This window comes from Cupriavidus basilensis, assembly GCF_029335485.1.
GTDB lineage: Bacteria > Pseudomonadota > Gammaproteobacteria > Burkholderiales > Burkholderiaceae > Cupriavidus > Cupriavidus basilensis_E.
This window is the reverse complement of the sequence record NZ_JARJLM010000378.1, coordinates 1-17,110: the sequence shown is the minus strand read 5'-3', so window position 1 is coordinate 17,110 and position 17,110 is coordinate 1. Positions and strand designations below refer to the sequence as shown.

Genomic DNA, 17,110 nt, shown 5'->3' with positions numbered 1-17,110 from the left:
ATCAACCCTCGATCCTTCATGGCGCGCTCCCGTCCAACCCAGGCGCTACCAGTATAGGTCTATCCAGGGGACATTCTGATGTGGCTGGAAGCGGACATTCTGATTGGGCCTTTACAATACATTTTACGGATAATAAACCTTATGTTAAATCATGAGCGAACTGGGATAGGCGAAGCACCTTCTAAATACTCTCAACACCGCCAGCATTGGATGGGGCCGGTGTGATGATGAGTGATTTCTCCGGCGGTATTCACCTGGTCGTCGCCCCCGACTTGCCAGCGCGCAAACCGAAGGAATTTGTGGCGCTGATCAAGTCGCACCCCGGCCATTATGACTATGCGACCTGGCAACCTGGATCGACCGGGCAACTCGTGATGGAGTCTCTGAAGAAACAGCAAGGACTGGACATTGGCCATGTACCCTACAAGACGATCAGTCAGATCTATCAAGACTTGCAGGGCGGCCGCATCAAGGTGGCTCTCGTCGACGCAACCAGTTCAGTGCCACTGATTCGCGCCGGCAAACTGCGCGGCATCGCGATCACAGGTTCACACCGCGGACCCACGCTACCCGACCTGCCCACCATGACGGAACAGGGCTACCTGTTTTGACACCGACGCCTGGTACGACGTAATCGCACCCAAAGGTACGCCGATGAACATCGTCGAAGGGTTACACCGAAACACTTTCAATACGCTGGTGGCAACAGGGTTGCGCGAACGCTTCGTGCAGGTCAAGTCTGGCGGACCTCTACGAACACCACGTTTCGAACATGAGCGTTTCGAGCGATGAGCCCCCCTATCTGCCCACCTCTCGCAGCGGGCCGCGCTGGTGTATCCGGCGCGTGACTTCGGCGCGTCCCAGCTGCGGCTGCGATCAGCCTCCAGCAGCGCGTCAGGTGTATTCTGCGGGACAATCAAGCGTCTGCTCCCGGCACCGTCAGTCCGAGTAGGACAACGCTACTGAACATGCTGATGCTCATAGCTCTCCGACCGCGATAGCCTTGGCATCGCTCGAAAGACTCGCGATCAGGCGTTCTGTCATGCGCGGCCGAACCGGCTCAGCCGCGCACGCGGCGGCCGGAGCCAGGACAGCAACCTCGGCCGCGGTCCGGAAGTCCGCGTCACTGGAGTCACCGCACGCCCAGTCGTACAGCGCCCCAAGGTAGTTGACATACATCGTCCGTCCCAGGCGCTCTGGATCGACGTCGCGTCTGATCTCGCCTGCCTCCCAAGCCTGCTGCATCGCACGTATTGCGGTGTCCGCGGTATCACGACCGAGATGCGTGCCCTCGAAGAGCACGCGCGGGATTCGAACCAACACTTGCCGGTAAAGCCGCTCGTCAGCCGTATAGAGGCCAGACGAGATTCGTGCAGCATCAAGTGCCAGTTCGATGCCTGTGGAAGATGCAACACCCAGTTCGTCGTCCAAACGCTCGAGAGCGACCTTAATCACGGCGAAGCCGATCGCGTCCAAGCCTCCGATCAGGTTGTAGACAGTCTGCGGTGCCACTTCTGCCCGCGCCGCGATCTCACTGAGAGAGACATTTTCGATACCGCGCTCCCGCCAGAGCGCGGCTGCAGCAGCGACGATGTCGGCCTGTCGACGTGCCTTACCGCGTTGGCGTAACGACACGCTTGAAATTGGAATGGATTCCATATTATGATTGTATTCCATAAATGATGTTGACTCTATAGATGGTACCTGTTCCATTATAGGAGAAGGACATGTCAATCGTTGCGAGGCAGAACCGATGGTCATGCGCATCATCGGTCTCATTGATCGACAGTCGGGGGAGCCCAGCATGATTGACTTGCGTAGCGACCTAATGAGCTGGAGGCCGCCGGCTGTGGCAGTGGCAGCAAGCTTGGCTGCGTCGCGCCCGCCCGCGATGGCCCCTGGGGAGGATCCATATGAGCGCAAGCTGTATGAGGTGCTTTCGGACGAGCTCGGTGTCGAGGCGGTGCTACTGATGCCTACCTGCACGATGGCAAATCAGATTGCGATTCGCGTGCACCTTCCCGAAGGCGGTCAACTGGCCGCGGCGCCGCTCGCCCACATCTTGACGGTTGAGGCGCGAGCGACTGCACTTACGCGCGTCGGCGCTTGCCCCCTGCCGACAGACGAGGGACACCCGTCGCCTGCAGTGGTCGACCAGTTCCTGCAGGACCGCGATCGCAACATTGCAGCCCTAGTGTGGCTCGAGAACACCCATATGCTCTCCGCCGGCTCGGTTATCCCCGTCGGCTGGCAGTCGCGGATCGCCGCCGCATGCCGGGAGGATGGCAGTGCACTTCATCTCGACGGCTCGCGGCTCTGGAACGCAGCCGCCGCACAGGGACTGCAGATGACAGACTTGACCCAGGGCTGCGATACCGTCTCGATCAGCCTCAACAAGGCGATTGGCGCGCCGGTCGGCTCGGTCCTCGCCGGCTCGCGGGAGGCGATCGATGCCGCCGTCCGCTGGCGCCAGACGCTTGGCGGCGAGTGGCGCCCGATCGGAACCATCGCCGCTGCCGCCATCGCCGCGCTCGACGACTGGCGTGTGCGGCTCGAGACTGACCTAGCGATGACGGCCTCGCTCGTCAGAGGGATCGCCAACCGGCTCGGCGAAGAGTCCGTCAGGCCGGCGCCAACCAACCTCATCTTCCTGAACCGAGTCGGCGGAGATGCGCCGCAGTTCGTCGAAGTCCTAACGCGCCGTGGCGTCCAAACCACCGTGGTCGCGGCGAACATCGTACGGTTAGCAATTCACAGCGGCGTTCGCGAGCGGGAGGTTGCCAAGATCATCGAAGCAGTCACAGCCACCTATGCAGAGTTAGAGGCGGCGGCATGAACACCCGGACGCGGTCACATCAGCGCCTTTCCTATGGCGTCGGCTCGATAGGAACCGGGATCTTTACGACGGTACCGAGCGTCCTGCTGCTCTACTTCCTGACGGTCGAGGTTCGCATTGACGCGGCGATCGCCGGCGTGATCATCCTGATTCCGAAGGCAATCGGCCTCGTTGGCGATCCGCTGATCGGCGTCTGGGCGGACCGGCTACGCCACCGATCGCCGTGTGCCCGGCAAGCCCTGATGGCGTCTGGCGCTCTCCTCGGTGGCGCGGGCCTGTGGGCACTGTTCGGCATGCCGCAACGGTATCCCGGCAACGCACTGGTCCCCATGCTTATCTACTTCCTGTGCACCACGGGATACTCGTTCTTCGCGGTGCCCTACTCAGCGCTGCCAGCAGAACTGGACGATCGGCCCGAGGGTCGACGGGCTCTCGTCTCGACCAGACTGGGACTGGCGTTCCTCGGCGTGTTGATCGGCGGTGTGAGTGCGCCCCTCGTCACGGAGCGAGCAGGGTATCCGGCGATGGGTATCGCTATGGGAGCGGTGTGCCTCGTTGCCATGGGCGCCTTCGTGCTCACGTGCCGCTTGAACGGGGCCGTGGTGCACACCAGGCCGGCCGAGTTTGTACCCGACACCGTACCTGCGTCGCGACTTGTATCCCGGCCGTTCTTCATTCAGATGTCGGCATTCGTAATGCTGTTGGCTGCGGTGGGCGCATTCTCCGCTCTGTTGCCGTTCCTGGTCCGCGCCATGCGTGCGAGCGGGGACGTCGTCGGCATTGCAATGCTCATCAACATCGTAACGGCGTTGCTTTTCGCGGCACTCTGGCCGCGCTTGATCAGCAGGCTGGGACTACGCAGCGTGTGGCAGCTCGCGGCGACTACGACGTGTGCTGCCGCCCTGATGGTCGGGGTCGCGCCGAGTCCCGGCTTAATGTTCTTTGTTGGCATGTCGCTCGGCGGAGTGGGTCTCTCGGGCATGCAGATCGCCGGCTTCACCGGGCTGGCCGACCTGACCGCGGAGCATCTCGCCAGCGGGCGCGGAAGCGGAATAATCACCGGGATCTGGATGGCAGGCGAGAAGGCCGGACTGGCCAGCGGGCCCCTGTTAGCGGGATTCGGCCTCAAGTTCTTGGGGGAAACGGTCGCTGATTCTGCGGCGCGGTCCTCGGTCGTGCTCATTCCCACGGTCCTTGCGATTCTGGCGATCGTGACCATTGCTTTCGATCCGACCGGTGGAAGACCGAGCCCGAGAAAATAGCGCAACCGAAAACGAAGAGAAGGGAGAAACGTGTTCAAGCTCGACGGAAACCACCTGCTTCAGGCAGCCATTGGTTTGGTCGCGCGCAATCACGGCCCCTTAGCCATCGGCATGACCGTGACCGAGACATTCCATGGGGATGTATTTCCTCAAGCGAGCAGCCGAAGCGCAGGCCAAAATGCTGAGCGCCGGCCCCGATAGACGGACCAACCGTGATAGCGGCTGGGCCGAGAAAGCCGAGGCGCAGTCAAGGCAGGTCCGGCAAGTCCGAGCTCGCCCGGCACCTCGATTGGCCCGCCCTGCTGCGCTGGAGTTTCTCGGTAAAGGCAACCTCTCCCGGATCGCGCAGCCGTCAACGGTCAGCGATGTAGAGATCGGCTTCCCTGCTGAAGCGTGTCATCGAGCACGTGATGCATTGAGCCTGTCCGCCCGCCTCCGGTTGGCGCTCGCGCCGTTTGCCCGTATACCCTGCGCTACACATTTAGCTCACTGCATGGGCCCACCTGGTTGCGAGGTACGGGCATGCTGAACTTTCTCCACTTCTGGGACGACCGCTTTCTCTACATCACCCCGGCCATCCAGTCAGGCCTAACGGAGCGCTCGTCGACCACGCTGCTAGCCTCGGCCACCGGCCGGCCGTTCCTACTCGAAGCGCTCGACGGCACTCGCATGCAGTGCGCCGCCGCACTGGTGGCGCCGAATGTACCGCGGCGGCTCGATGCCGATGGCTGCGGGCTGCTTTCGCTGAACCTGGATCCGACTTCAGGCGCCTGCCGCGAACTGGCGGGCGTGCTGAGCGATCACGGTATCCACGTCATCGACGCACGCTGCTTTGGTCGCCTGCGCGAGCGCTTTGAAGCCGCGCTGCTTGGCGAATTGGACGGCAGTCAGCTGCGCGAACTCGGTATCCGAATGGTCGATGCCGTAACCGGCCATCCAACGCCCGATGTTCCGCTGGATCCCCGCATTGAGTGCGTGCTGCACAAGGTGCGCAATCATGTCGGCCGACTTCCGCTGCGCGACCTATCGGCTGTGGCGTGCCTGTCGCCTGACCGGCTGACGCACTTGTTCCGTGAACAAGTGGGGCTGTCGCTCAAGAGCTACGTGTTGTGGGCAAAGATCCTTCGTAGCGTGCAGCAGTTCACCAGCAGCCGACGGCTGACTGACGTTGCGCTGGACGGCGGCTTCACTGACGCTGCACACATGAGCCGCACCTTCCAGCGCTATTTCGGTCTGACGCCGTCCTTCCTCGCCGACAGCAGCCGGGTTGAGATTAGCCTTGCCCCGAGCGGCCTCAGCGACGCCTGACTAGCGGCGACGCCGCAGAAAACGTAGCCGCTGCGTTCAAGCCGGCGTGCGCGCGCGCATCCTAAAATTGTCGCCCGCGTGCCGCGCCTGGCGCGCGGAAACACGACAAAAATGAAAAGGAGGCAACCAATGAAGCGACTTCACGCACGCGGCTGGATACCGCTGGCGGTGCCGGCGCTCGCCGTTCTAACGGCATGCGGCGGCGGCGGCGACTACAACAGCAGCACTGGACCAGCCCCAGGCACGCCTGGAACGCCGCAGGCCGCGTTCCAGGCCGAGATCCGCCGTACCACCATGGGCGTTCCTCATATCAAGGCGAATGATTGGGGGGGCTGGGCTACGGCTACGGCTATGCCCAGGCAGAGGATAATCTCTGTACTCTCGCCGACGCGTTCCTCACCTATCGCGGCGAGCGCTCGCAGTACTTCGGCGCGGGCGCGCAACTGGTTAATCCGAGCACGCTTGGCACGATTGACCGGCCAAAGAATATCGAGTCAGACTTCTTCCACAGGCATGTGCTCTCCGCTGATGCGTTGGAGAAAATGATCAATGCCCAGCCCGATGAGGTGAAGAGGCTAGCCGAAGGCTTCGCTGCTGGCTACAACCGCTACGTGCGCGACATAAAGGCCGGTGGCAATGCGCACGCAGATTGCCGCGATCAGGCGTGGGTGCAGCCGATCACTTCCGACGACATCTACCGCCGCATGTACGCAGTCAATTTCGCGGGGGGCTACAGCCCGTTCTTGAAGCAGATCGCCGCTGCAGCCGCACCGGTCGCATCCGCCAAAATTTCGGCGCGAGCCGGAAAGCACAAGCCGACGTTGCAAATCGCCGCACTTGATCTCCCTTCCTTCAGCATGCAGGTCGGCGGCAAGGGAGGCTTGGGTAGCAACGTGATGGCCTTCGGCACAGCGGGCACCGGCAATTCGAGTCCGCTGCTGTTCGGCAATCCGCACTGGTACTGGCGCGGGCCGGATCGCTGGTATCAGGCGCAGCTTACGATCCCGGGCCAGCTCAACGTGAGCGGTGCATCCTTTCTTGGCGTGCCGATCATCCAAATCGGCTTCAACGACAGCATTGCGTGGAGCCACACGGTGTCCACGGCCAAGCGCTACGGCCTCTACGAACTGAAGCTAGCCTCGGGCGACCCCACAAGCTACCTGCGCGATGGCCAAGCCGTGAAAATGCAGGCGCATGAAATCACGGTGAACGTAAAGCAAGCGGACGGGAAGATGGGCTCCGTGACACGCACGCTCTACAAGTCGGAGTACGGGCCCCTCATCAACCAGTGGGACCAGGCCACTGCCTTCACGATTCGCGACATCAACGCTGACAACTTCCGCCTCTACCGAAACTGGCTACGCTGGGGCCGGGCAACAACGCTTGATGAGTTTTCCGCAATCCAGCGCGAAGAATCGGCCATTCCCTGGGTCAACACCGCTGCCGTGGGCCGAAACAGTGCCAAGGTCTGGTACGCCGACATCGGCGCGGTGCCCAATGTGTCGGCACAACAGATCGCGAACTGCTCGAGCACGAGCCCGGTCGGCGCAGCACTGCAGGCCGCACTGACGCCCGCTCCGGTCTTCGACGGCTCGCGCAGCGCGTGCGACTGGCAGACCGATGCCGATTCCGTGCAGCAGGGTGCCATTGGCCCATCGCGCATGCCTAGTCTGACGCGCGACGACTACGTGGCGAACATGAACAACACATACTGGCTCACCAACGCACACCAGCCGCTTACCGGCTTCCCGTCCATCTTCGGCGCCATCGAGACTGGCTTCACCACCCGTGCCCGCTTGGGTCTCCTGATGGCACAGGCACGCATCGATGGTACTGACGGTTATGCGGGAAAAGAAGCGACTGTGGAGACTGTGAAGGAGATGGTGCTCAACAGCCGCTCCTACGCTGCCGAACGGTTCAAGGCGCGCGCATTGGAACTAGTCTGCGCCGTGCCTAAGATCGATGTGGCTGCCTACAGTGACCCCTACATGGGAGACACTCCGGCCGGCACCGTCGACACTACCGCAGCCTGCGCCGCGCTGAGTACCTGGGACAATACGGGCAATAGTGAGGCACGCGGTGCACACATCTGGGACGAGTTCTGGACTCGTGTCGAGAGTCTGCCGAACAGGGGGGCCCTCTACGCCGTGCCCTTCGACGCTGCGGATCCGCTGAACACACCACGTGACCTGAAGAGCAGCGCCGCGGACACCCTCCGTCAAATGTTCGGCGCCGCGCTGATACGCGTCAACGCGAGCCCCTACCCGGTGAACGCGCCACGTGGCGACTACCTTTTCGTCACCCGCAAAGGAGAGAAGATCCCGCTCTTCGGCGGGTGCAGCGACTCCGTGGGCTACTTCACCACGACCTGTTCGTTCAATCGGCTCGACCAAGGCGGCTACACCATGGATGCCGACGCCGTCGTCGCCAACAGCTACATGCAGATCGTGCGCTTTCCAGCTGGGGGCGTGGAGGCCAATACCTTCTTGACCTCCTCGCTTTCGGACGATCCCGCATCGGCGCACTACTCAGACTACACGCGTGCCTACAGCGCCAAGCAGTGGTTGCGTCTGCCTTTCACCGAATCGGAGATCACAGCGGACCCGGCCTACAAAACCGTTAGCCTGCGCGAATAGTGCGGGGTTGACCCGCCGCGCGGCGGCGGGTCAACTAGAAATTTCATCAACCAGCGCGAGCCACGTCTCCCTCTACCAGAACCGCCGCCAAGCGACGCATCACTCGTTCGCCTTGCGAGCGAGGGCGCGTGCGGGCTCTTGACTCGATCCATTAACTCTTTGCTTGGAAGGACCAGATGACTCTTCGAATTGGAATCATTCTCGGCAGTACTCGCCCTGGACGTCGGGGTGACCAGATTGCCTCTTGGGTGCTCGATATCGCACGTATCCACGGTGGCGCTGATTACGAAATGATCGACCTAGCACACCACAACCTCGGCAACCTGGACGAGGGTGGAAATCCGAATCTCCGACAATACGAACACACACATACCCGTGCATGGAGTGAGTTGATCGACAGTTTCGATGGCTACATTTTTGTCGCCCCGGAGTACAACCACTCATTCCCGGGCGCGCTCAAGAATGCTCTCGACTATGTGTATCGAGAATGGAACAACAAGGCCGCTGGTATCGTCAGCTATGGCGGATGGGCTGCTGGAGTTCGGGCAGCTGAGGCGCTTCGGCTCGTACTCGCGGAGCTCCAAGTGGCGACCGTGCGTGCACAGCCCGCCATTCCACTGATCCCCACATTTTCCTCTGGCGTTTTCACTCCCAACGAAAGCCTTACAGCCTCGGTGGATAGCATGCTGTACCAGTTGATCTCTTGGTCCGATGCGTTGCGCGGCGTACGAGGGTTGAAAGAGAATTTACCTGTTAAGGCGCCACCAATTGGGCCCACCTGGTAGCCCCTCCGGGTCCGCCATTCCGTCCCTGGATGTTTGTATATATTTCAGGGTGCTGGAGCAAAGAGGACGCATTTTGAGCCAGAGACGCCGCACGTATTGGCAACTTGCGAGGATCACCCCATGGCAAATCTAGAAGTCTTTCCGTCATCTGAGCGGGAGGCATTCGCGGCTGCATGCCGGCGACACGGATTCATCGCGGCCGATTTCCATGTGCTGGACCTCCGGGCCGAAAGAGGGATAGGCATGATCAGCATCCTACAACCCGAGACTGGCGTATCTCTGCAGTACGCCAGCGGCAAAGGCAAACGCTGGCCGATGGCATTCGAGCATGATCTCGAGGCTGACGTCTTTGGCCCGGCACCGGCGTGACACATGGCATGCCCGCAACTGACCTGGGCTAGATCACGGTGCGGGAGCGCTTTTTAGGACCGAGACGATATGGTCCAGGGCAATCTCGACCTCGTTATCGAGGGCCACGCTGCCGAACTTGTCCATCGGACTGCCGTCACGAGAAATGCCGAACACAACGGCTTTCCACGTGCCCGATGCCGCATCGAACTCCACAGTCGCATCGACGCGGCTGCGCACCGCCACCAGGTCGCCCGCAGCCGGGAGAAGCGCACCGATGGCAACCACGTCTCCCAGTAGGGTCTCGCCCGCCCGGGCGAACGCTTCGTCACGCATATTCGTTCCCCCAACTTTCCTCAATGTAGGCGAGATCCACGCCGGGCGTCCGCCCCAGAAGATGACAATAAGACACATATTGGCATTGTGTCAGAAATTTCCCGGCCACTGTATAAATATAAGGGTTATCCACTTAGCTCCAGTCATGCCAGAATTACTGGATGGATATACAGGTAAAGCAGATAGTACCTCCAGAAGCTGGCAAGGACTACCCCAGCAACTGGAACGAGTTTTTGGACCGGTTCGGGACGGAAGAAGCCTGCCTGTCGTACCTGGAGGCATTGCGGTGGCCGCAGGGATTCATTTGTCCTGATTGCGGCGTGGCAGCCGAGCCTTATCGGTCGAGTCGTGCTCGCCTGATGTGCCGTAGTTGCGGCCACCAAACGACGGTGACCGCTGGCACGATATTCGACAAGACCCGCACTCCACTGCGTGTGTGGCTGGCCGGCGCCTGGTATCTGACTAATCAAAAGCAAGGCGTCAGCACCCTTGGCTTGCAAAGGGTACTGGGCCTGGGAAGCTACCAGACCGCTTGGACGATGCTGCACAGGTTTCGCCGCGCCATGGTGCGGCCGGACCGCGAACGCCTGAAGGGGTGTGTTGAGGTTGACGAGACCTACCTGGCCATCTCGGACCGAGAAGTCCCCATCCCGGCCGTCAATCGCAAGAACCGCACGAGCAAAATACTGGTCGTCCTCGCGGTCGCGGTGCTCCAACCCAAGGGGTTCGGCCGGATACGGTTGCAGCGCATCCGCAACGATGCGGATGAGTGCGTCATTCCGTTCGTGCAGGCGTCGATTGAGCCTGGCGCCCACGTCAAAACTGACGGGTCAGCAGCCTACCGGTCATTGAGCAAGTTGGGCTACAACCACCAGCGCAATGTGATGCTTGGTGCCGAGGTGCCGGCGCATGTCTCGATGGCCGGCGTGCATCGGGTCGCCTCACTGGTCAAACGCTGGATTCTCGGCACGCATCATGGCTCGGTTCAGCCCGAGCATCTGGACGCCTACTTGGGCGAGTTCGTGTTCCGCTTCAACCGCCGAACCTCGGGCTCGCGCGGCATGCTGTTCTATCGGCTGCTTCAGCAGGCCGTGGTCACAGCCCCCGTGACCTATGCCGATGTGATTCAGGCAAACGACTCATAGAGGGCAAAGCAGTCTTCTGAGTTAAGTATCACCAGTCCAGGGGTTGGGCCTAGCCCGCGAGATTGACGATTCCAGCCTCGGACGCGCGAAAACCGCACTGAGCATAGAACTCTCGCAAATGTGGCTCGAAGTCCACATGCATCCAAGCCACGCCGTGTTCTCTTGCTGCAGCGATGGCGCTCAGCACCAACTGCTGCCCGATGCCCTGGCGACGATACCTCGGATGAACTGTCGGATCGAGAATGAATGCATGCGATCGGCCATCCCACGCTACGTTTACGTACCCAATCAGCTCTGTCGCCCGAAAAGCGCACACGTACACAAGGCTTAAACTCAAGACCATCCGAAACGAAGACGGCTGGTGGTTCGGCCACGAAGCCGAGAACAGTTCGTTCAGATGCTCGTCGGTAACTTCTGCATTGTTTTTGTATTCGATCTTGTCTTCAAAACTCACGAGAAACCACCTCCAGTGCCTACTCCAAGCCAACATGCCGTTTTGAGCCGTCAACCCTGAGCGTAGCGCCTTCGCGTGAACATCGCCAACTTCTGTATGGTCATCCAGCACTTAGAAGTCACTGGAGCTAAGTGGATAGCCCTTATAAATATACAGTAAACTGGATTTTAGCTTCTGAACACCGACGCCAAGCCCACGCTCGCCCCTGAAACCGTCCACCCCGCCCTATGGCGCGCTTCTCAACTGGCGCGTGGGGCCGGCCGCACCGTCGCCACCGGCTATCCCGCGCTTGATCGGGAGCTGCCAGGCAGCGGCTGGCCGACGGGCACGCTGGTGGAGCTGCTGATCCAGCAGCCTGGTGTGGGGGAGATGCGCCTGCTGCGTCCTGCTCTGCTGGAAGCCGCCAAACGCCCCATCGCGCTGATCCAGCCACCGCACACGCCCCAGGCGCTGGCCTTCGCCAACTGGGGTCTGCCGCTGCGGCAGATGCTGTGGATTCGCAGCCAGCGCACGGCAGACGCGCTCTGGGCCGCCGAGCAACTGCTGCGCGCCGGGACCTGTGGCGCCTTGCTGTTATGGCAGCAGCACATCCGCAATGGCGCCTTGCGCCGCCTGCATCTGGCGGCGCAGTCGGGGGACACGCTGTTCTGCCTGATGCGCCCGCTGGCCTGCGCGCGTGACGCTTCGCCGGCGCCGCTGCGCATCGGCATCGCGCCGGCCGCCAGCGCATGGGTAATATGGGTATGGCGCAGCCAGTGCGTGCTGGCCGCCTCCAGCCGCGCCGCGCGGGTCGGCAAGATGAAGCGTGCCGGCGCAGGTCGTTGACGTACAGCAGCGGCAGCGCCATCTGCAGGCGCTGATTGGCGGACGTGGGGGAAGCGCCGCGAGCCGGCCAGCACGAACGCCCACTGCTCCTCGGTCAGCCTGCGCCCCACATTGAAACACTCCAGACGATTGACACGTCGTGTCGGCCATTCACCACTGCGATATGCCTTCTTGCGACGGGGCAACGGAAACTAGTCGAGATTCCCAGGGTTCCCATCGGATCGCATTGCCTCGTTCGCGAGTTCAGCCGACGCGGATACCCAGCTATGAATCAACAATAAGACATTCAGTAACATGCAAGTCACATTACCTCTCTACTATCGGCGCAACCGCCCACCCCACCGTACCGCTCACTCGCCAGTCCGGCAGGATTCAAACCGACCAGAGAGGTTCCAACCATGTCTTACCTTACCGATAAGGCCCGTGCGCCGCGCCGTGACGCCGAAGGCGTCGTTACCGTTCCAGGGCAAATGCTTGAAGACATCGTGGCCGCCAATCCGGCGCGCCGCACCGTTCTGCGGGGCGGGCTGAGCCTGTCACTGCTTTCGGTATTCGGTACGAGTAGCCTGCTGGCCGCCTGCGGCGGTGACGACAATGTGGCCGCCACGCCCGCCGGCACGCCAGCGCCGGCACCTGGAACCCCCGCGCCCGCGCCGACGCCCGTGCAGCCGCTGGACTACGGCGTTCGCTTCACGCCGGTGGCGGACAAGGTCACCGCCGACACGGTGACCTTGCCTTCCACCTATTCGTACGACGTGCTGTTCTCGGCCGGCGACCCGGTCGAAGCCGGCGCGCCCGGATACAGTGGTGCACCGCAATCGTCCGCCGAAACCGAGCGTCAGGCCGGCGGCAATCATGACGGCATGCATTTCTTTGCGCTGCCGGGCGTCGACCCGCAGAAGGGGGGCTTGCTGGCGATCAATCACGAAACCTTGGATGCCGCCATCCTGTTTGCCAGCGGCAGGTATAGTGCGGCCACGGCAACGCCGGAGCAGAAGAAGATCGCATTGTCCTCAGTGGGCGTATCCATCATCGAGATCGAACTCGTTGGCGCCAAGTGGCAGGTCAAGAAGAACTCGCGCTACAACAAGCGCTATACCGGCAACACGCTTTACAAGGTCAGCGGCCCCGCCGCCAGCGCGGCTGGCGGCAGCGTGGTCGGCACGCTGAACAACTGCGCGAGCGGCAACACGCCCTGGGGCACCTACCTGACCTGCGAAGAAACCACCGACAATTACCTGGATCCGACCAATCCCGAGGTCGGCTACGGCTGGGTCGTGGAGATCGATCCGCTGAACGAACTGGCAGTACCGACCAAGCGCACCGCGATGGGCCGCTTCGACCACGAGAACACCGCCTTCCTGACCAACGGCGACAACCGTGTCGCCTTCTACATGGGTGACGACAGCACGCCGGGCTGCATCTACAAGTTCATTCCCGCAGACGCGTTCAATCCGACCAACCGCCAGGCCAACATCGATCTGCTGGACAAGGGCACGCTGTATGTCGCCAGGTTCAATGCCGACGGCTCCGGCCAGTGGATCGAGCTGACGCAAGGCAAGAACGGCCTGGTGACTGGCGCAACCGATCCGGGCAATACCACGCAGGGACCTCAGACACCGGTGACGGTCGATTTCAACACGCAGGCGGATGTGTTGATCAATACCAAGGCGGCGGCGCGCGTGGTTGGCGCGACTTTGATGGACCGGCCGGAATGGATCACGGTGGGAGTGGACAAGAGCCTGTTCTGCACGCTGACCAACAATAGCCGACGCCTGGTGACCGACGCAGCCAACCCGCGCGTGAACAACTCGCACGGCCACATCATCAAGTGGAAGGAAGCGGGGGACTCGCCGCTGGCCACGACCTTTGCCTGGGAGATCTTCCTGCTGGCCGGCGATCCGTCCCTGGCCGCGGCCAACCTGAAGGGCAATATCAAGGGCAATACGTTCTCGAGCCCGGACGGCATTCGCGTGGATCCCAAGGGACGCCTGTGGGTACAGACCGACGCTGGCACCGGCAGCAGCACCACCAATGTCTTCGGCGCGAATTCGATGCATTTTGTCGACCAGCAGACACGCGAGTGCAAGCGCTTCCTCGTGGGACCGCATGGCTGCGAGATCACCGGCATTGCCTATACGCCGGACTTGACCACCTTCTTCATCAATATCCAGCACCCCAACGACAAGTGGCCCGACCCGAGCAAGCCCGCCAGGTCGTCGACCATCGTGGTACGGCACAAGGAAGGCAAGCCGGTCGGCGCGTAAGCAGCGCGCATTGGATCGCCGGCGCCGCCCAAGGACAAACCGCAGCCTTTGGGCTGCGGTTATTGGATTCATCACCGCATGTGGCGGAGGTCGCCAACCGACCCTATACCACAATCCTCGGCCACAACCAGTCATTGACATCATGGGAGTAAGCTCTGTGCTTGAGAGAGTGCCGATTGCTCTCGTCCTGGGTTGAGGAAAGCGTTGGGTACAGGATGGGCTTTCTTTCCACATCAGGCGTGGCCTGGGTCAGGAATTGCTGGCTGCCCGCGAAGAGCGCCTATTCAAAGAAGGCTTCACAAGTGTAAATCTGCAAACACCAGTGAGTCCGCGCCCGCGCGGGCCTTCTACGAGAGTCTGGGCTACGAGAAATTCGGCGTGACACCCCTTCTCAAGAGGTTTCATCAGCAACGCAGTACAGTCCGGCGTCCTTGCAACGCATGCGGGCTTGCGCCGCAGCGGCGTATCCGCCGCCACCCCAATTCAATACTCAATGCAATTTGAAGACTCCACTCCACAGAATTGCTTCCTGAACACCGTGCGAAAGGACAAAGAGTGTGTCCAGGTGTACCTGGTAAACGGAGTCAAGCTAGTTGGATCAATTGCGTCATTCGATCAATACGTAGTGATGTTGAGCACGCCCGCCGGCATGCAGACTATCTACAAACACGCGATCTCGACTATTCAGTCGGACATGGGGGCGAGGGACGCGCGCTCTGGGATACGCTCAGAGCACACGAGCTTCGGTAGCGACTCCAGGGGACCGACTGTAGTCACGCGAAAGCGCCGGCCCATGGCAGCTGGCCGCAATGATGCATAGTTCATCTTGACGGTCTGGCCGGTCACGCACTGAACCTCCTGCTCCAGCGCCAGAAGTACCGGGTGGCATCGAACTCAGGCACATGCTCGCCGAGGATCAGATGCAGCGCGCCGATGGAAGCATTGCGTCCGCGGCGCAGCAATTCTACTTACTGGCCGCTTAACCAATACGGCCGTGGCCAACTTCAGCCGCTTACTCTCCCTTACTGCGACACAACTTGCGGGGCTCTCGCATGTCACCATGCGTAGCGCGCCCGGAACCGGGAGGCGATGCGGTTACTGCCGCTCCTGGTCGCCGTGGAGACGCCCACGCCCAGGTTCAGGCCATCGTTGACCTGGTAGCCGAAGGCGAAGCCGACGGCCGACGCACCCGCGTAGTTGCCGACCCCTGCGCCCATCCACTTCATGCCCGCCGGCAATGTCGGCATACTCGGCATGGCCAGCGCCTCCGCAACGCCCCGCGCGGCAAAGGCGTTCGCCTGGCTGGTTGCATTGCTCACCGCTTGCTGCAACTGGTTGACATTGATGGCATCGGTACCCAGCACCCCCGGGGCGACATTCGTAAGGCTGCGCAACTGACCGGTGGCCGCGTTGCCCACCGACACGGTGTTGTCGCGCTCGGCCACCGAGCCCTGGCCCAGCGCCACGGCGTTGTTGCCGGCAGCCAGCAGCAGCGCACCGGCAGCGCGGTAGAGTACCTTGCCCCAGCCATCGAGCGACGCCACGCCGCCCGCCGTACCTATTTCTGCGAGCGAGAGCATTCCATCGAGCGCTGCCTGCGGCCTAGCGAGCAAGCGGAAGAAATCTCACGATTGCAGCAGGAAGCGGAGCGCAGCCGCGAGGAGATGGCAAGTGTGCGGCGTATCCTCGCCCAAGCCGAGCTACAGCTGGAAGCGGTGCCGCGCCTGAAGCGTGAAGCTGCCGATCTGCGCGAGCAGTTGGAACAGGCCCAGGCAGCCGGAGTCGAGGCAGGGAAGTTGGCCGCCGTCGCCGAAGCGCAGCGTGCGGGCGAACAGGCCTCCCAGCAGCACGCGGAAGCTCGCCTTGCACGCACGGAGGAACGCGAACAGCAGATCTGCAAGGATCTCGCCGATGCGATCGCCGCGCACCAAGTTACGCGCGAACGCCTGGTCGAATCAGTGGGCCTGGCCAGTGCTGCGCAGGCCGAGCTGAAGCAGCGGCGCGTCCAGGATGACGCGAAAATCGAAGCTCCGGCCGAGCCGAGCGGGGAAAAGGAAGCAACTGGAGCGGCCGGTACACGGGCCCGCAAGGCCCCAGGCAAGTCGTGAACGTCAACCCGAACAGGGATCGCGACTTCGAGTCTCAACGTTGCCTCACGGTTGCCGCCCCGGTTGGAGCGGCAAGGATCAGGCCTTTCGGGCTAAGCTCGGAGGTTACTTGGCCCCTGCGGCCACTGCATCCTTGAAGGTCTTTCCAGCGGTGAAGGCGGGAACGGTCGTGGCGGCGATCTTGATGATTTCGCCCGTCTGAGGATTGCGACCGTCGCGCGCTGCCCGCGCGGAACTCTTGAAGGTGCCGAATCCCGGTACCGAAACCTCGCCTCCAGATGCAACTCTACCCTGGATGATATCAATGTACGCATTCACGGCGCGTTCAGCATCTGCCTTGGTGAGGTCAGTCTTGTTAGCGATTGCCGCAATCAATTCAGACTTATTCAACTTCCTTCTCCTGGAGTGAGGTGACTAATTGGACGACGCACGGTCGTGGTGCTGCGTTTCACCATTACCGCCTCTGCAAAGCGGCGATGCGACGACTGTGGCCAGCATCAGTCGACCATGACCGTGCATGAGATAACGGACAGGGCGTGCACCGCCCCTCGCCCCGACGACAACAGAGTTCGTCATCACAGCCCCTCTCTCCACCGTGAGCGTTCGCGCCTCGGGCGGCGCGGCCATTACTGTTCACTACCAAGACGAGATTGGCCTTCCAATCTATAGTCGTTCGGTATCCCACTTAAACGGCCCGTCCCGCCCTCAACTTCGCAGCATCCGAAAGCACTGCCGATAGAGCGCTGTCTGCTGAAGTCGGCTAGTTCAAGCCTCGTAGCCAACATCCTCCCAAACGCGTC

16 protein-coding genes and 2 pseudogenes are annotated in these 17,110 nt (G+C 61.7%); 13 read left to right on the top strand and 5 right to left on the bottom strand.

Annotation, left to right across the window (positions count from 1 at the left end; all coding sequences use genetic code 11):
* Positions 1 to 224: 224 nt before the first annotated feature.
* Positions 225 to 611: a tripartite tricarboxylate transporter substrate-binding protein gene (locus tag P3W85_RS22565; protein WP_276266420.1), complete on the top strand. Its 387-nt coding sequence runs from the start codon at positions 225 to 227 to the stop codon at positions 609 to 611.
* 43 nt (positions 612 to 654) lie between these two features.
* Complete coding sequence (locus tag P3W85_RS22560; protein ID WP_276266419.1) at positions 655 to 792, top strand: hypothetical protein; 138 nt, start codon at positions 655 to 657, stop codon at positions 790 to 792.
* A gap of 186 nt (positions 793 to 978) precedes the next feature.
* On the opposite strand, the gene P3W85_RS22555 is transcribed toward P3W85_RS22560, so the two are convergent.
* Positions 979 to 1,659, bottom strand: coding sequence for a TetR/AcrR family transcriptional regulator (locus tag P3W85_RS22555; protein ID WP_276266418.1), 681 nt, complete (start codon positions 1,657 to 1,659; stop codon positions 979 to 981).
* A gap of 94 nt (positions 1,660 to 1,753) precedes the next feature.
* On the opposite strand from P3W85_RS22555, the gene P3W85_RS22550 reads away from it, so the two are divergent.
* The 6 genes and pseudogenes from P3W85_RS22550 (at position 1,754) to P3W85_RS22525 (ending at position 9,196) form a co-directional block, all read left to right on the top strand.
* On the top strand, positions 1,754 to 2,836 hold the full coding sequence (locus P3W85_RS22550; protein ID WP_276266417.1) for a threonine aldolase family protein: 1,083 nt from the start codon (positions 1,754 to 1,756) through the stop codon (positions 2,834 to 2,836).
* Positions 2,833 to 4,098, top strand: a complete 1,266-nt coding sequence (locus P3W85_RS22545) for an MFS transporter (RefSeq protein WP_276266416.1) — start codon at positions 2,833 to 2,835, stop codon at positions 4,096 to 4,098. Before P3W85_RS22550 ends, P3W85_RS22545 begins: the two co-directional genes overlap by 4 nt.
* A 522-nt stretch (positions 4,099 to 4,620) precedes the next feature.
* The gene (locus P3W85_RS22540; RefSeq protein WP_276266415.1) at positions 4,621 to 5,406 is read left to right on the top strand and encodes a helix-turn-helix domain-containing protein; all 786 of its coding nucleotides are present in this window, start codon (positions 4,621 to 4,623) and stop codon (positions 5,404 to 5,406) included.
* A gap of 129 nt (positions 5,407 to 5,535) precedes the next feature.
* Positions 5,536 to 8,042, top strand: a pseudogene (locus tag P3W85_RS22535) (penicillin acylase family protein).
* A gap of 176 nt (positions 8,043 to 8,218) precedes the next feature.
* The gene (locus P3W85_RS22530; RefSeq protein ID WP_276266414.1) at positions 8,219 to 8,827 is read left to right on the top strand and encodes an NADPH-dependent FMN reductase; all 609 of its coding nucleotides are present in this window, start codon (positions 8,219 to 8,221) and stop codon (positions 8,825 to 8,827) included.
* A 120-nt stretch (positions 8,828 to 8,947) separates the two neighbouring features.
* Positions 8,948 to 9,196 carry a hypothetical protein gene (locus P3W85_RS22525; protein WP_276266413.1) on the top strand — a complete coding sequence of 83 codons (249 nt, stop codon included), beginning with the start codon at positions 8,948 to 8,950 and terminating at the stop codon, positions 9,194 to 9,196.
* 33 nt (positions 9,197 to 9,229) lie between these two features.
* On the opposite strand, the gene P3W85_RS22520 is transcribed toward P3W85_RS22525, so the two are convergent.
* On the bottom strand, positions 9,230 to 9,511 hold the full coding sequence (locus tag P3W85_RS22520; protein ID WP_276266412.1) for a hypothetical protein: 282 nt from the start codon (positions 9,509 to 9,511) through the stop codon (positions 9,230 to 9,232).
* A gap of 161 nt (positions 9,512 to 9,672) precedes the next feature.
* Between P3W85_RS22520 and P3W85_RS22515 the strand changes: the two genes are divergently transcribed.
* Positions 9,673 to 10,656: an IS1595 family transposase gene (locus P3W85_RS22515; RefSeq protein ID WP_276266411.1), complete on the top strand. Its 984-nt coding sequence runs from the start codon at positions 9,673 to 9,675 to the stop codon at positions 10,654 to 10,656.
* A gap of 49 nt (positions 10,657 to 10,705) precedes the next feature.
* Here the strand turns inward: P3W85_RS22515 and P3W85_RS22510 are convergent, their stop codons facing one another.
* A complete protein-coding gene (locus tag P3W85_RS22510) occupies positions 10,706 to 11,110 on the bottom strand; it encodes a GNAT family N-acetyltransferase (protein ID WP_276266410.1) in 405 nt (134 codons plus the stop codon).
* A 174-nt stretch (positions 11,111 to 11,284) separates the two neighbouring features.
* Between P3W85_RS22510 and imuA the strand changes: the two are divergent.
* The 3 genes and pseudogenes from imuA to hfq form a co-directional block, all read left to right on the top strand.
* Positions 11,285 to 11,833: pseudogene (gene imuA, locus P3W85_RS22505) on the top strand (translesion DNA synthesis-associated protein ImuA); the annotation flags it as partial.
* Between the two features lie 500 nt (positions 11,834 to 12,333).
* Complete coding sequence (locus P3W85_RS22500) at positions 12,334 to 14,202, top strand: PhoX family protein (RefSeq protein ID WP_276266409.1); 1,869 nt, start codon at positions 12,334 to 12,336, stop codon at positions 14,200 to 14,202.
* A gap of 493 nt (positions 14,203 to 14,695) precedes the next feature.
* A complete protein-coding gene (hfq, locus tag P3W85_RS22495; protein WP_276266408.1) occupies positions 14,696 to 15,022 on the top strand; it encodes an RNA chaperone Hfq in 327 nt (108 codons plus the stop codon).
* Positions 15,023 to 15,257: 235 nt separating this feature from the next.
* Here the strand turns inward: hfq and P3W85_RS22490 are convergent, their stop codons facing one another.
* Positions 15,258 to 15,782, bottom strand: coding sequence for a YadA-like family protein (locus P3W85_RS22490; protein ID WP_276266407.1), 525 nt, complete (start codon positions 15,780 to 15,782; stop codon positions 15,258 to 15,260).
* A gap of 51 nt (positions 15,783 to 15,833) precedes the next feature.
* Here P3W85_RS22490 and P3W85_RS22485 point away from each other — a divergent pair, with 51 nt between their 5' ends.
* Positions 15,834 to 16,310: a hypothetical protein gene (locus tag P3W85_RS22485; protein ID WP_276266406.1), complete on the top strand. Its 477-nt coding sequence runs from the start codon at positions 15,834 to 15,836 to the stop codon at positions 16,308 to 16,310.
* A 105-nt stretch (positions 16,311 to 16,415) separates the two neighbouring features.
* Here the strand turns inward: P3W85_RS22485 and P3W85_RS22480 are convergent, their stop codons facing one another.
* A complete protein-coding gene (locus P3W85_RS22480) occupies positions 16,416 to 16,700 on the bottom strand; it encodes an HU family DNA-binding protein (RefSeq protein ID WP_276266405.1) in 285 nt (94 codons plus the stop codon).
* Positions 16,701 to 17,110 lie beyond the last annotated feature (410 nt).